The 13,334-nt window shown below is 69.7% G+C and carries 12 protein-coding genes and 1 tRNA gene; 8 read left to right on the plus strand and 5 right to left on the minus strand.

Annotation, left to right across the window (positions count from 1 at the left end):
* Positions 1–264: 264 nt before the first annotated feature.
* Positions 265–765 (minus strand): carboxymuconolactone decarboxylase family protein, encoded by a 501-nt coding sequence (locus ACFYY7_RS31335; RefSeq protein ID WP_388667057.1) that lies wholly within the window; start codon positions 763–765, stop codon positions 265–267.
* A 98-nt stretch (positions 766–863) separates the two neighbouring features.
* On the opposite strand from ACFYY7_RS31335, the gene ACFYY7_RS31340 reads away from it, so the two are divergent.
* From ACFYY7_RS31340 to ACFYY7_RS31350, 3 genes are all read left to right on the plus strand, one after another.
* Positions 864–1,787 (plus strand): pirin family protein, encoded by a 924-nt coding sequence (locus tag ACFYY7_RS31340; protein ID WP_388667059.1) that lies wholly within the window; start codon positions 864–866, stop codon positions 1,785–1,787.
* A gap of 22 nt (positions 1,788–1,809) precedes the next feature.
* Positions 1,810–2,154, plus strand: coding sequence for a GNAT family N-acetyltransferase (locus ACFYY7_RS31345; RefSeq protein WP_388667062.1), 345 nt, complete (start codon positions 1,810–1,812; stop codon positions 2,152–2,154).
* Between the two features lie 209 nt (positions 2,155–2,363).
* Positions 2,364–2,636 carry a hypothetical protein gene (locus tag ACFYY7_RS31350; RefSeq protein ID WP_388667066.1) on the plus strand — a complete coding sequence of 91 codons (273 nt, stop codon included), beginning with the start codon at positions 2,364–2,366 and terminating at the stop codon, positions 2,634–2,636.
* A 135-nt stretch (positions 2,637–2,771) separates the two neighbouring features.
* Here ACFYY7_RS31350 and ACFYY7_RS31355 read toward each other — a convergent pair.
* Positions 2,772–2,848: transfer RNA gene (locus tag ACFYY7_RS31355), tRNA-Pro, on the minus strand.
* A gap of 126 nt (positions 2,849–2,974) precedes the next feature.
* Between ACFYY7_RS31355 and ACFYY7_RS31360 the strand changes: the two genes are divergently transcribed.
* The 4 genes from ACFYY7_RS31360 (at position 2,975) to ACFYY7_RS31375 (ending at position 9,196) form a co-directional block, all read left to right on the plus strand.
* Positions 2,975–3,685 (plus strand): transketolase, encoded by a 711-nt coding sequence (locus tag ACFYY7_RS31360; RefSeq protein WP_388667069.1) that lies wholly within the window; start codon positions 2,975–2,977, stop codon positions 3,683–3,685.
* 37 nt (positions 3,686–3,722) lie between these two features.
* Positions 3,723–4,625 (plus strand): transketolase family protein, encoded by a 903-nt coding sequence (locus ACFYY7_RS31365; protein WP_388667072.1) that lies wholly within the window; start codon positions 3,723–3,725, stop codon positions 4,623–4,625.
* A gap of 221 nt (positions 4,626–4,846) precedes the next feature.
* Positions 4,847–8,329, plus strand: a complete 3,483-nt coding sequence (locus tag ACFYY7_RS31370) for a ThuA domain-containing protein (protein ID WP_388667075.1) — start codon at positions 4,847–4,849, stop codon at positions 8,327–8,329.
* Positions 8,330–8,344: 15 nt separating this feature from the next.
* The gene (locus ACFYY7_RS31375; RefSeq protein WP_388667078.1) at positions 8,345–9,196 is read left to right on the plus strand and encodes a sugar phosphate isomerase/epimerase family protein; all 852 of its coding nucleotides are present in this window, start codon (positions 8,345–8,347) and stop codon (positions 9,194–9,196) included.
* Between the two features lie 67 nt (positions 9,197–9,263).
* Here ACFYY7_RS31375 and ACFYY7_RS31380 read toward each other — a convergent pair whose 3' ends face one another.
* The 3 genes from ACFYY7_RS31380 to ACFYY7_RS31390 are packed head-to-tail and all read right to left on the minus strand — an operon-like array spanning position 9,264 to position 12,039.
* On the minus strand, positions 9,264–10,121 hold the full coding sequence (locus tag ACFYY7_RS31380) for an ABC transporter ATP-binding protein (RefSeq protein ID WP_388667082.1): 858 nt from the start codon (positions 10,119–10,121) through the stop codon (positions 9,264–9,266).
* On the minus strand, positions 10,118–11,137 hold the full coding sequence (locus ACFYY7_RS31385) for an ABC transporter substrate-binding protein (protein ID WP_388667085.1): 1,020 nt from the start codon (positions 11,135–11,137) through the stop codon (positions 10,118–10,120). The genes ACFYY7_RS31380 and ACFYY7_RS31385 overlap by 4 nt, the downstream gene beginning before the upstream one ends.
* 38 nt (positions 11,138–11,175) lie before the next feature.
* Positions 11,176–12,039, minus strand: a complete 864-nt coding sequence (locus tag ACFYY7_RS31390) for an ABC transporter permease (protein ID WP_388667088.1) — start codon at positions 12,037–12,039, stop codon at positions 11,176–11,178.
* A gap of 247 nt (positions 12,040–12,286) precedes the next feature.
* On the opposite strand from ACFYY7_RS31390, the gene ACFYY7_RS31395 reads away from it, so the two are divergent.
* Positions 12,287–13,312: a LacI family DNA-binding transcriptional regulator gene (locus ACFYY7_RS31395; RefSeq protein WP_388667090.1), complete on the plus strand. Its 1,026-nt coding sequence runs from the start codon at positions 12,287–12,289 to the stop codon at positions 13,310–13,312.
* Positions 13,313–13,334: the final 22 nt, after the last annotated feature.

Below are 13,334 nucleotides of genomic sequence, written 5' to 3' on the forward strand. Positions count from 1 at the left end.
CAAATGGACACCGCTCAGCCACACAGGGTCACGCCGTCGACTCGCCCCAGCCACACAGCCTGACCAAATACGTGGGGCCCCAGGACCGCCGGCATCCGCTTGTCGCCGTCGACGGCGCCGGCGCGCGGCCGGACCCCGCGGCGGTGACGGCCGCCGCGGGAATGACGACGGCGGCCACCACCGCCAAGCGGCGCGAGGAGCTGCGGGTACGGCACGACGGGTGCGAATACCCCCTCCCGGAATGGGCGACGGCTCCGCAGGGACTCAGCGCGCGGGGGTCTCCCGCACCGGGTGCTTGCTGAGGATCGAGACCCGGTTGAAGGCATTGATCGTGATCGCCACCCACATCACGGCGGAGATCTCGTCGTCACCCAGGACCTCGCGCGCCTCCGCGTACGCCCGCTCCTGGGCGAGGGCATCGGCGGGGTGAGTGGTGGCCTCCGCGAGGGCGAGGGCGGCGCGTTCGCGGGCGGTGAAGAGTTCGGTGTCACGCCAGGCCGCGAGCACGCCGAGGCGCCGGGTGGTCTCCCCGGCGCGCAGCGCGGCCCGGGTGTGGACGTCGAGGCAGAAGGCGCAGCCGTTGAGCTGGGACACGCGAAGGTTGATCAGCTCGACCACGATCCGGTCGAGGCCGGCCTCGGCAGCCGTCGCGCGGGCGGCGTCCGCGGTCTTCACCAGCGCCTGGTACGCGGCGGGGCTCTGCTTGTCCAGGTAGATCCGGCCTGCGGTCCGGGGAACCGCCGCGGCCTGTGCCGTCTCCGTCACCCTGTGCTCCTTCGCCTGTTGTCGCGGGTTGTCATCGCGACTATGATCACCCATAATTGTTGAAAGCGAAACTACTTTGGAGCGAGAGAGGCCGCGAGATGGATCACACGGAGGTCGAGATCCTCACCGCCCGGGACGTCCCGCTGGGCGGACCGCGAGCGATGACCGTACGGCGCACCCTGCCCCAGCGGGCCCGTACGCTCATCGGCGCCTGGTGCTTCGCCGACCACTACGGCCCCGACCGGGTCGCCGACTCCGGCGGCATGGACGTCGCACCCCATCCGCACACCGGACTGCAGACAGTCAGCTGGCTCTTCAGCGGGGAGATCGAGCACCGCGACAGCCTGGGCACCCACGCCTTCGTACGGCCCGGCGAGATCAACCTCATGACCGGCGGACACGGCATCAGCCACACGGAGGTCTCCACCCCCGGCACCACCGTGCTCCACGGCGTCCAGCTCTGGGTCGCCCTCCCCGACGAACACCGGCACGCCCCCCGCGCCTTCCAGCACCACGCACCGGAGCCGCACCACGTCGACGGGGCGGAACTGCGGGTCTTCCTGGGCACCCTCGCCGGCGAGACCTCCCCCGTCCGCACCTACAGCCCGCTCCTCGGCGCCGAGATCCTGATCGACGCCGGTGCCACCGTCACCCTCGACGTCGACCCGGGCTTCGAACACGGCCTGCTCGTCGACGAGGGCGACGTCCACTTCGACGGCGCCCTCCTGCGCCCCGCCGAACTCGGCTACGCCGCCCCCGGCCGCACCACCCTCACCCTCGCCAACGCGTCCGGTCACCCGGCCCGGACGGTGCTCCTGGGCGGCCCGCCCTTCGAGGAGGAGATCGTGATGTGGTGGAACTTCATCGGCCGCAGCCACCAGGACATCGTCGAAGCGCGGGAGGAGTGGGAACGGGCCTCCGACCGCTTCGGCACCGTCGACGGCTACCCGGGCCACCGGCTGCCCGCCCCCGCCCTGCCGAACGCCGTCATCACACCCCGCAAGAACCCCTCCCACCGCTGACCCCCGAACCGAAGGGCCCATCATGAGCGACCGGACCACCACCGACCCCGTCGTCCGCCAAGTCGACGCCCGCCACCGCTACGAGATCCTCGTCGACGACAACCGCGCCGGCCTGACCGCCTACCGCGACCGCGACGACCGCCGGGTCTTCTTCCACACCGAGATCGACGACGCGTACGCCGGCCAGGGGCTCGCCGCGATCCTCGTGGAGCAGGCCCTGACCGACGTCCGCGCCTCCGGGATGCGGATCGTGCCCGTGTGCCCCTACGTGGCCAAGTTCCTCAAGAAGCACCAGGAGTTCGCGGACATCACCGACCCCGTGACCCCCGAGACCCTCACCTGGCTCGACGGTCAGCTGGGACGCTGACACCGGGGGACCGAGCTCCTCGCGGACCACGCACCAATCAAGATCTGTTGTGAGCTTGTCCCCCAGCCTTCGCCCGGCTACGGCGGTGACGGTTGGTTCCAGACGATGTCTCCAGTATCAACTTGCCGCAGGAACGCCAGGTGTACGAGGCCGCCGCAGGTGACGGGGCCGACGAGGGTTGGAGCAGATCGCAGGCTTACAGTCACGGCATGAACAAAACAATTGTGTGGCTTCTGGCCTGCGCCGGAGCCGGCGTGATCCTGTGGTTGCTGACCAGCGCGCCGGACATCAGCTCGGCCTACCCCCGCTCCGAGTGCCACTCCGTCCTCGGCAACGACTCAAGCCCCGCGCATGGGTCGATGGAGGACGGAGTGGAGGCGAGCTGCGCCACGTACCAGTCGCGCCGCCTGGGCTGGGCGGTCCTGGTGTCGGTGCCGACGGTGGTGCTCGCGTCAGCGGGCATGCGCAGCCGAAGCGCCTGACGGAACTTCTCCCGTATCTGTTCCTCGGCTCCGTCCCCCACCACGGGCTGCGTGACTGCGACCGCCGCGCTCCCAAACACGTGAAAGGCCGCCCTCCCACGAATGAGAGAACGGCCTCCGACCTGCGTTTCCGCGTGGTCGGGACGACAGGATTTGAACCTGCGACCCCTTGACCCCCAGTCAAGTGCGCTACCAAGCTGCGCCACGTCCCGATGCCCGTCTGACCTGGGGTTTCCTCCTGGCCGAACGCGCATGAGAACAATACCGCACTCGGGAGGGTGGTCACGAACGCCTTTACCGCTTGACCTCAACCAAGCTTGATGTTCAACGCTGGTCCCATGACGAACACCACTGCCGCACCGGCGCGCGACCACCGCTCCATGAACCGCCTGATGCACCTGATCAGCCTGATGACCGGGGACGAGAAGCACGGCCCTGCGGCAACCTCCACCCTGGACGCCATCTGGGTGCTGTACGACCGGGTACTGCGCGTGACGCCCGGCACCGTCGACTCGCCCGGCCGCGACCGGTTCCTGCTGTCGAAGGGGCACGGGCCGATGGCGTACTACGCGGTCCTGGCCGCGCGTGGATTCTTCGGGGAGGAGCTGCTGGCGGGGTTCGGGTCGTACGACTCACCGCTGGGGCACCACCCGGACCGGATGCTGGTGCCGGGGGCCGAGATCGGAAGCGGGTCGCTGGGGCACGGGCTGCCGCTTGCCGTGGGCAGTGTGCTCGGGCTGCGGGCGCAGGGGCTCACCGATCCGCGGGTGTGGGTGCTGGTCGGCGACGCCGAGCTGGACGAGGGCAGCAACCATGAGGCGCTCGCCTACGCGGGCCCGGCCGGGCTGGAGCAGCTGCACACCGTGGTGATCGACAACGCTTCGGCTTCGTACGCCCGGCCCGGCGGGATCGCGGCCCGGTTCGAGGCGGCGGGCTGGTCGGTCGACTCCGTCGACGGGCGGGACCACGAGGCGCTGTACGCGGCGTTCACCGCGCCGCACCCCGGACGGCCGAGGGCCGTGGTCGTGCACGTCGACCCGAAGAACTGAACGCACCGTTCGAAGACCGAAGAGAGGGACATTCCAGATGGACACGATGCGTGACCGCTTCATCACCGCCACGACACAGCTGCTGGACGAGGACCCGCGCCTCGCCCTGGTCCTGGCCGAGATCAGCCGGGACGGCTTCGGCCCGGCCGCGCGGGCCCATCCGGACCGGGTGGTCAATGTGGGAATCAGGGAGCAGTTGCTGGTCGGAGCGGGTGCCGGAATGGCGCTCACCGGAATGCGGCCGATCGTGCACACCTTCGCCAGCTTTCTGGTGGAGCGGCCGTTCGAGCAGGTGAAACTCGACTTCGGCCATCAGGGGGTGGGCGGGGTGCTGGTGAGCGCCGGAGCCTCGTACGACTGGCCGGCCGGCGGCTTCACCCACATGTCGCCGGGCGATGTCGCGCTCCTGGACACCCTCGACGGCTGGACGGTCCATGTGCCGGGCCACCCGGACGAGGCCGAGGAGCTGCTACGGCGGGCCGCGGCCGGGGACGACCGGGTGTACGTGCGACTGTCCCTGCAGTCCAACGAGCGGGCGCGGCCGGTCGGCCCGGGGGACGGGTTCACCGTGGTGCGGGAGGGGGCGGGCGGGGTGGTGATCGCGGTCGGGCCGATGCTCGACAACGTGCTCGCCGCGACCGACGGGCTCGATGTGACCGTGCTGTACGCGACGACGGTGCGCCCGTTCGACGGAGCCGGACTGCGGCGGGCGGTCGGTGGTCACGGGGCCGCGGACGTGGTGATCGTCGAGCCGTATCTGGCGGGCACCTCGACGGCCGCCACCAATGACGCGCTCGCGGATCTCCCGCACCGGGTGCTCGGGCTCGGCGTCGGGCGGGCCGAGCTGCGCAAGTACGGGGAGATGGAAGAGCATCTCGCCGCGCACGGGCTGGACGCGCGGGGGCTGCGGGAACGAATCGGCAGCTTCCTCGGTCGCTGAGGGGGCGGAGAAGGCGGAGGGGCTGAGAACACGGAGGGGTGAAGCGGAGGGGCGGAGGGACGGGGCCCGCCCTCCCCCGGCCCGTACCGCAGGCACCGTGCGGCCATCACATGCCGTCCCGGCCCATTGACCCCATGGTGACCTCAACCTAATCTGAACGATGCACTTCAGAAAGCGCTTTCTAAATCCCGCAGTCGGCATCTACCGCACAGGGAGCGCCCATGAGTCATCGTCCGTCGTACAGCCGCCCCTTACGGGGTCACCGGTTCCCGTCGCCGCTCGTCGCCCTCACCGCTCTCCTGGCGTTGGTCGTCGGCCTGCTCGTGGCCACGCCGCCCCGGGCCCATGCGGCGCCCTTCCGGGTCCTGATCTACTCCGAGGTCACCAACTTCCGGCACGACTCGATTCCGGCCGGAATCGATGCGATCAAGAAACTCGGCGCCGAGAACGGTTTCGAAGTCGAGGCGACCGACGACTCCGCCGTCTTCAATGACACCGATCTGTCCCGCTTCCAGGCCGTCGTGTTCAACAACACCAACTCCACGCCGGAGAAAGGTGATTTGCTGAACGCCGCCGAGCGGACGGCCCTGCAGAAGTACATCCGTGCGGGAGGCGGCTGGGTCGGGCTGCACGCCGCGTCCGCCAGCGAGCGCGACTGGGGCTGGTACGAGGGTCTTGTCGGTGCCATCTTCGACCAGCACCCCGCCGTACAGACCGGCCGGGTCAAGGTTCTCGACCACGCCCACCCGTCCACCAAGGGCCTTCCGGACCTCTGGGAGCGTACGGAGGAGTGGTACAACTGGCGCACCAATCCGACCTCCAAGGTCCACACCCTCGCGCAGATCAAGGTCCGCGACGGCGTCACGGGACTCGACGAGGGGGTGGACCATCCGTGGTCCTGGTGCCAGAACTACGACGGCGGCCGCTCCTGGTTCACCGCCGGCGGACACGCGTCCTCGGCGTTCCAGGAGGAGGGCTTCGTCCAGCACCTGCTCGGCGGCATCGAGTGGGCCGCGGGCGCGAAACCAGGTGACTGCACGGCGACGCGGACCGGTTCGTTCCAGCGGACCGCGCTGGCGACCAGCGACCTCGCCGATCCGTTCGAGCTCGCCGTCGCCCCCGACCGGCGGGTCTTCTTCGCCCAGCGCACCGGAAAGCTGAAGGTCATCGACCAGACGACGATGAAGGTGTCGACCGCGCTGGACCTGGCCTACACACCGGAGATGACCAGTCAGTCCGACGGACTGCTCGGTCTCGCCCTCGACCCGGGCTTCGCCACCAACAACTGGCTCTATCTGCTGCATTCCGACAAGACCGAGAAACGGCTGAACCTCTCCCGGTTCACCGTCACCGGCAGTTCGGTCGATCCCGCTTCGGAGAAGCGGCTGTTGACCATTCCGACCTGGCGGGGCGAGGGACGGGCCAATTCCCACATGGCCGGCTCACTCGCCTTCGACAAGGCCGGCAACCTGTATGCGGCGACCGGTGACAACACCGATCCGTTCGCCTCGGACGGCTTCAGCCCGATCGACGAGAGCCCCGGCCGCCGCGCCTGGGACGCGCAGGGCACCGCCGGCAACACGAACGATCTGCGCGGAAAGATTCTGCGCATCACGCCGAAGGACGACGGCACGTACACCGTTCCCGAGGGGAATCTCTTCGCACCCGGGACGGAGAAGACACGCTCGGAGGTGTACGCGATGGGGATGCGCAATCCCTTCCGGATCACCACCGATCCGCTGAGCGGTGCGCTGCTGGTCGCCGACTACGGTCCGGACGCCAAAGCGGCGGTCGCCGACCGCGGTCCCGAGGGCACGGTCGAGTACACCCGCATCACGAAGGCGGGAAACTTCGGCTGGCCGTACTGCGTCGGCGACAACACCCCCTTCAACGACTACGACTTCGCGGCGAAGAAGTCCGGCCCGAAGTTCGACTGCGCGGCGCTCGTCAATGACTCGCCCAACAACACCGGGCTGCGGGAGCTGCCGCAGGCCCGGCCCGCCACCGTCTGGTACGCGTACTCGGCCTCTGCCGAGTTCCCGGAACTCGGCACCGGAGGCGGCGGTCCGATGAGCGGTCCCGTCTACGACTACGACCCGGACAACACCTATCGCACCAAGTTCCCCGAGTACTTCGAAGGGAAGTGGATCAATTACGAGCTGACCCGGAAGTGGTTCAAGACGTTCTCCTTCCAGCAGAAGGACCAGACCTTCGACGATCCGCGGTTCGCTCCCGTCAAGGCCGGTGATCTGCAGTCCGTCAACGGCATCTTCCAGGACATGCAGTGGAACCAGCCCTTCGACGCGGACTTCGGCCCCGACGGTGCGCTGTACGTCATCGACTTCGGGCTCGGCAGCGGTACGGGGCGCGGTGGCAGCAACGAAGGCGCGGGCATCTACCGGATCGACTACGTCGGTGACGGACGGCTGCCCGACGCGAAGATCACCGCGGACCGGGACAACGGAGCCGCACCGCTGAGCGTCGGCTTCTCCAGCGCCGGATCCGGACTGCCGGGCGGCCAACCGGTCTCGTACGCCTGGGACTTCGACGGCAACGGCACCACCGACTCGACCGAAGCGAACCCTTCGTACACCTATCGCACGAAGGGGCTGTTCACCGCGCGGCTCACGGTCACCGGGCCCGGTGGGCTGACCGGGCAAGCAGTGCAGGACATCACCGTCGGCAACACCCGTCCTGAGGTGACCATCAAACAGCCGCCGAACGGCGGGATGTTCAGCTTCGGTGACACCATCCCGTTCACCATCAAGGTCAAGGACAAGGAGGACGGGAGCGGCGCGCCGGTGGACTGCTCGCGGGTGGTGGTGCAGTCGCAGCTCGGGCACGACACGCATCTGCATCCGCTCGACAACTACACCGGCTGCGCCGGGGAGATCGTCACCGACGCCGGGGACAGCCACGGCCCCGGGCAGAACCTGTACTACGGGATCTCCGCCCAGTACGAGGACAAGGGCGCACCGGGTGCGCCCGCGCTCACCGGTTCCGCCTCGCTCACCCTGCGAACCTCCTTCCGTGAGGCCGAGCACTTCACGGCGACCGGCGGAGCGCACGGCGGTGTGGTGACCGCGAGCAGGGCCGACGCCTCCGGCGGGAAGCGGCTGACCGAGATCGAGGACGGGGACTGGATCGCCTTCGATCCGGTGAACCTGAAGCATGTCGGGTCGGTGACCGTCGGCGCGGCGTCCGGCGGGATCGGCGGCAGTGTCGAGTTCCGGGCCGGATCGCCCACCGGCCCGCTGCTGGGCGAGGTGTCCGTCCCGAACACCGGCGGCTGGGGCAATCCCGTCTCGCCGACGACGGCGCTGACGGATCCCGGCGGCACCGTGAAGCTGTACGCGGTGTTCAGCAACCCTGAGTGGAGCGGCGAGAAGGCCGATCTGTTCGCCGTCGACTGGCTGCGCTTCAACGGCCGTGGGGTCGAGAAGCCCTCGGGTACGAAGGTGGCGGTGACCGCGAGCGCGACGGCCGGCGCCGCACCGCTCTCCGTGACGCTGAGCAGTGCCGTCCAGCCGGGCGCCGGGCGCACGATCTCCTCGTACCACTGGGACTTCGGCGACGGGGTCACGGCGGACGGGGCGACGGCCACGCACACCTTCGGACGCAAGGGCGCGTACACCGCGCATCTGACGGTCACCGACGACAAGGGCGACACGACCACCGGTTCCGTACGCATCGACGTGAGTTGAGAGGGGAGACCCCGCATGTACCGCACGCGACGCTCCTTCCTGGGCACGGCGGTGGGTGCCGCCGCAGCCGCCGGGCTCGGCACCACCCCCGCCTCCGCCGGGTCCCGTCGTCGGCGCATCCCGCCGTCCGGGATCGGCATGCATCTCTACACCATGCGCACAACACTGGCCACGGATTTCGGGGGCACCCTGGAGCGGCTGGCCTCGATCGGCTACGCCACGGTCGGGGTGAGCGGCCGGCACGGGCACAGCGCGGCAGACATCCGGCGGATGCTCGACGGCACCGGGCTGCGGGCCGTCCTCGAACACGTCGGTTACGACATCGTGAAGGGGGCCGGTCTTCCGCAGGCGCTGGAGGACATCCACACGCTGGGCGGCAAGTGGATCGTCGTGCCCAGCCTGCCCGGTTCGCTGCACAGCCCGGCCGGATACCGGGAAGTGGCCAGGGAGTTCAACCGGGCAGGACTCGCCGCGCGCGAGTCCGGGCTGAAGCTGCTCTACCACAATCACGGCACGGACCATCAGGTGGTCGACGGCGTCGGTCTGTACGACATCCTGCTCGCCGAGACCGACCCGGAGCTGGTGGGATTCGAGCTGGATCTGTACTGGGCGGCCAAGGGTGGCGCCTCGGCGCCGGGTGAGCTCTTCGTGCGGAATCCGCACCGCTTCCCCGCCCTGCATGTGAAGGACATGGCGCCGAACGGGGACTTCGCGGATGTCGGTTCGGGGGTGCTGGACTTCCCGGCGATGTTCGACACGGCCCGGCGGGGCGGGGTGAAGCAGTGGCTGGTGGAGCACGACGCACCGGCTGATCCGTTCGCTTCGGCGCTCGCGAGCTACACGTATCTGTCCCGGCTGCGGTACTGAGCGGTCGGGAACACGTGACGCCCCCGGCCCCGCGCACCGTACGGGACCGTGGGCGTCACGCGGTGCGTCAGTCGTGTGCGGAGGCCGCCCCCAGCAGGTCGCGGACGTGGGCCGCCGCGTCGCGGAACTCCGGGCGGCCCAGCGTTTCGCCGTACTCCCGTTCCGCGCCCAGCCCCACCTCGACGATCTCCGAGACCGTGCCGGGGCGCGGGCTCATCACGACCACCCGGTCGGCCAGGTAGACGGCCTCCGAGATGGAGTGCGTGACCAGCAGGACCGTGGTGCGGGTCTCCCGCCAGATGCGGTTCAGCTCCATGTTCAGCTGCTCTCGGGTGAGCGCGTCGAGGGCGCCGAACGGCTCGTCCATCAGGAGCACCGGGGGTTCGTGCAGCAGCGCCCGGCACAGTGCCACCCGCTGCTGCATTCCGCCGGACAGCTCGTGCGGATACGCGTCCTCGAACCCGCCCAGGCCCGTCATCCGGATCAGCTCGTCAACCCGGTCGCGCGCCTGCGCCGGGGGCATCTTCCGGATCTCGGCCTGGAGCAGGATGTTCCGGCGCGCCGAGCGCCACTCCAGGAGGGCGGCGCGCTGGAACACGTAACCGATGTCGTGCCGCACGCCGTGGACCTGTTCGCCACCGAGCCGGACCTCGCCCGAGGACGGCTTCAGCAGTCCGGCGACCAGCTTGAGCAGGGTCGACTTGCCGCACCCGGACGGCCCGACGATGGCCACGAACTCGCCGGGCGCCACGTCCAGCGACACTCCGCGCAATGCGGTGACGTCACGCTTCCTGCTGCGGAACCGGACCGCCACGTCGGACAGGGCGACCGCCGCGGCGGCGTGGGCCGGTGCTCCGACTTTCGTCGCGGCGTCGGGGGCCGGTGGTGCTCCGGCTTTCGTCGCGTACTGCTCGGGCATCGTCATCCCTTCAGCGCCGTCTTCTCGTCCCAGTACTCCGCGACGGCCTTCGGCTTGCTCACCATGCCCGCCTCGGCGAAGACATCGATGGTCTGCTGCCAGTCCGCCTCGTTGTTCACCCCGGGTGCCTTCCCCTCGGTCGACGGGGTGTGCAGCAGGGTGAGCGTCGTTGCGAACTGTTCGGCCAGGACCGTCTTCGGCGGCAGTTGCTCCGAGGCCCCGTCCATCGCCGCGACCGCGGGCCCGGGGGCCTTCGCGGCGGCAGCCCAGGACTCGCTGACGGCCTTTGCCATGCGCCCGGCGAGTTCGGACCTGGACGCGAGGATCTTCTGGCCGGCGAGCAGCCCGTTGGAGTAGAAGTTCAGCCCGTTCTCGGAGAACCGCAGATAGGAGACCTGTTTCCCGGCCTTGTCCTGCATGGTGGGGCCCTGGTCGCTGGCATAGCCGAGCAGTCCGTCGGTCTTTCCGGAGATGACCGCGGCGATCTTGCCCGCCGGGTCGGTGTTCTGGACCCGGACGTCGGACTCGCCGAGCCCGTTCTTCTTCAGGAAGATCGGGAAGGTCTTGGAGAGCGCGTCACCGGCGGTCCCTGCGATGGTCTTCCCCTTGAGGCCGGCCGGGGAGCTGATCCCTTCGGCGTCGAAGGACTGCACCGATGCCGGGGTGGTCTGGAGGAAGACCCCGAGGCTCTTCACCTGGACGCCCTGGTCCACACCGGCGAGCAGCGCGGGTGTGTCGGCCCAGCCGAAGTCGGTCTGCCCCGCGGCGGTGGCCTGCACCGTCTTCTGCGAGCCCTGGCCCGCCCGGATGTTCAGATCGATGCCGTGCTTCTCGAAGATCTTCTGCTGCTTGCCGTAGTAGAACGGCGCGTGTTCGCCGTACGGGTACCAGTTGAGGGTCAGCGTGACCTTGTCCAGCTTCTTGCCCGATTCGCTGGTTGTGGTGGACGCGTCGTTGCCACCGCAGGCCGTGGCCGCCAGGACGAGGGGGACGACACCGATCAGGAGTCTGCGCGCATGCATGGGCTGGCCCTTCTCGCGACGAAGTCGGTACGGCGGAGTCAGTACGTGGTGGTGGCGGAGGTGTCCCGGCGGCTGGCGTGCCACGGGAGCAGCAGCGTTTCGGCGATCTCCACGGCTACGAAGAGGACGACCCCGATGAGGGACATCACGAGCAGTCCCGCGAAGAGCATCGGGGTGTCGAGGTTGCCGTTGGCCTGGAGGATCACGTAGCCCAGGCCCTCGTTGGCGCCGACGAACTCACCGACGACCGCGCCGGTGACAGCCAGGGTGACCGCGACCTTGAGGCCGGAGAACAGGTGCGGGAGCGAGGCCGGGAAGCGGATCTTGAGGAAGGTCTGCCAGGGCCTGGCACCCATCGTCGCCGACAGCTGGAGCATCTCCGGGTCGACCGCCTTGAGACCGGTGACCATGGAGATCACCACGGGGAAAAAGGCGATGAGCACGGCGATGAGGATCTTCGGTCCGATCCCGAAGCCGAGCCAGACGACGAACAGCGGGGCGATCGCGATCTTCGGCACGACCTGGGCGAACAGCAGAACGGGGTAGAGGGTGCGCTCGACGGTCGAGGAGTACACCATGACCACCGCGGCCAGGACGCCGACTGCCACGGCAATCAGGAATCCGAGGAGTGTCTCGTACGTGGTCACCCAGGTGTGCTGCCAGAGGTAGTCGGCCTTGCCGGTCAGGACGTCGAGGGTCGCGCCGGGAGAAGGCACGAGATAGGGCTTCACCAGCTCAGCCGCCGAGATCACCCACCACACGGCGAAACAGGCGAGCAGCAGGGCTACGGGGCGCCAGCTCTGCTCGGCCGCCCGCGCGAACCGCTCCCCCACCGAGGGTCCGGCCCGCCGGACAACTCCCGTCGTCTCGGGTGGACTTTTGGTCAACGCGCTCTGGCTCACTGTGAACTCCCTGCACTTCGGGGGCAGTTGTGGAGAGCTGTGCGATCCTGCGGTGACGAGAAGGCGCTTTCAGAAAGCGCTTTCTGATAGGGTTTTCGCCACGCTAATGACTGCCTGCACGCACGGTCAATAGGTCGTCGGCAAGTTTCGGGGGCCTCCCACCACCGCGCCCTTGGGGGTCGAGTTGAACGAACACGGAGCATCGCGCCGCCCGGGGCCGCACGACGGCCGCCCCCCGACCGGGCATGTGACGCTCGACGCCGTGGCCCGGGAGGCCGGCGTCTCCCCCGCCACCGCCTCGCGTGCGCTCAACGGCACGGCACGGGTGCGGGAGGATCTGCGCGATCGGGTACAAGTGGCGGCCGGAAGGCTCGGGTACATCCCCAACGCCCATGCCCAGGCGCTCGCCGGTTCCGCCAACAACCGTACGGTGGGCGTGATCTGCCATGATGTCAGCGATCCCTACTTCGCCGCCGTGTCGAGCGGTGTGATGCGGGCCGCGGCCGAGCGGGACCTGTTGGTGATGCTGGCCTCCACCTTCCGGGAACCGGCCCGGGAGATCGCCTATGTGTCGATGCTCCGGGCCCAGCGCGCACGGGCGATCCTGCTCATCGGCTCCGGCATCCAGGACCGGGCGTGGGAGCGGGCCCTGGACGCCGAGCTGGCGCCGTACGTCCGCCTCGGCGGGCGGGTGGCCGTGGTGAGCCGGCACCGCGGTCTGCGGGTGGACACCGTGCGGCCGGAGAACCGGGCGGGGGCGGCGGCGCTGGCCCGCACGCTGGCGGGGCTCGGGCATCGCTCGTTCGCGGTGCTCACCGGTCCGCCCGCGCTGACCACCGTCTCCGACCGGCTCGCGGGATTCCGGGAGGGGCTCGCGGAGGCGGGCATCGGTCTCGGCCGGATCGTGGAGGACGCGTTCACCCGCGACGGCGGGTATGCGGCGGCCCGTCGGCTGCTGGCCTGCGACGGGCCGCGGCCGACCTGTGTGTTCGCGGTCACCGATGTGATGGCGGTGGGTGCGCTCGCCGCGCTGAAGGAGGCGGGACTCCGGGTGCCGCAGGACGTCTCGCTGGCGGGGTTCGACGACATTCCGCTGGTGCGGGAGCTTTCACCGGCGCTCACCACGGTGGCGCTGCCGCTGACCGCGATGGGCGAGGACGTGATCGCGCTGGCCCTGCGGGAGCGGACGGCCGGGCAGCGGGCCCGGGTGGTGCGGGTGGCGGGCGAGGTGGTGGTGCGGGCGAGCACGGCGACGCCGCCGGTCGGGGTGTGACCGGCGGCGTCCCCGGGGACCG

Origin of the sequence: Streptomyces sp. NPDC001933 (assembly GCF_042890955.1) — a bacterium.
Lineage (GTDB): Bacteria > Actinomycetota > Actinomycetes > Streptomycetales > Streptomycetaceae > Streptomyces.

What these genes read in the sequence shown, in the direction of transcription:
- ACFYY7_RS31370 (WP_388667075.1), top strand. Translation starts at nt 4,847, where the DNA reads ATGAGTCATCGTCCGTCGTACAGCCGCCCCTTACGGGGTCACCGGTTC.
- ACFYY7_RS31345 (WP_388667062.1), top strand. Translation starts at nt 1,810, where the DNA reads ATGAGCGACCGGACCACCACCGACCCCGTCGTCCGCCAAGTCGACGCC.
- ACFYY7_RS31385 (WP_388667085.1), bottom strand. Translation starts at nt 11,137, where the DNA reads ATGCATGCGCGCAGACTCCTGATCGGTGTCGTCCCCCTCGTCCTGGCG.
- ACFYY7_RS31360 (WP_388667069.1), top strand. Translation starts at nt 2,975, where the DNA reads ATGACGAACACCACTGCCGCACCGGCGCGCGACCACCGCTCCATGAAC.
- ACFYY7_RS31350 (WP_388667066.1), top strand. Translation starts at nt 2,364, where the DNA reads ATGAACAAAACAATTGTGTGGCTTCTGGCCTGCGCCGGAGCCGGCGTG.
- ACFYY7_RS31340 (WP_388667059.1), top strand. Translation starts at nt 864, where the DNA reads ATGGATCACACGGAGGTCGAGATCCTCACCGCCCGGGACGTCCCGCTG.
- ACFYY7_RS31365 (WP_388667072.1), top strand. Translation starts at nt 3,723, where the DNA reads ATGGACACGATGCGTGACCGCTTCATCACCGCCACGACACAGCTGCTG.
- ACFYY7_RS31380 (WP_388667082.1), bottom strand. Translation starts at nt 10,121, where the DNA reads ATGACGATGCCCGAGCAGTACGCGACGAAAGCCGGAGCACCACCGGCC.
- ACFYY7_RS31375 (WP_388667078.1), top strand. Translation starts at nt 8,345, where the DNA reads ATGTACCGCACGCGACGCTCCTTCCTGGGCACGGCGGTGGGTGCCGCC.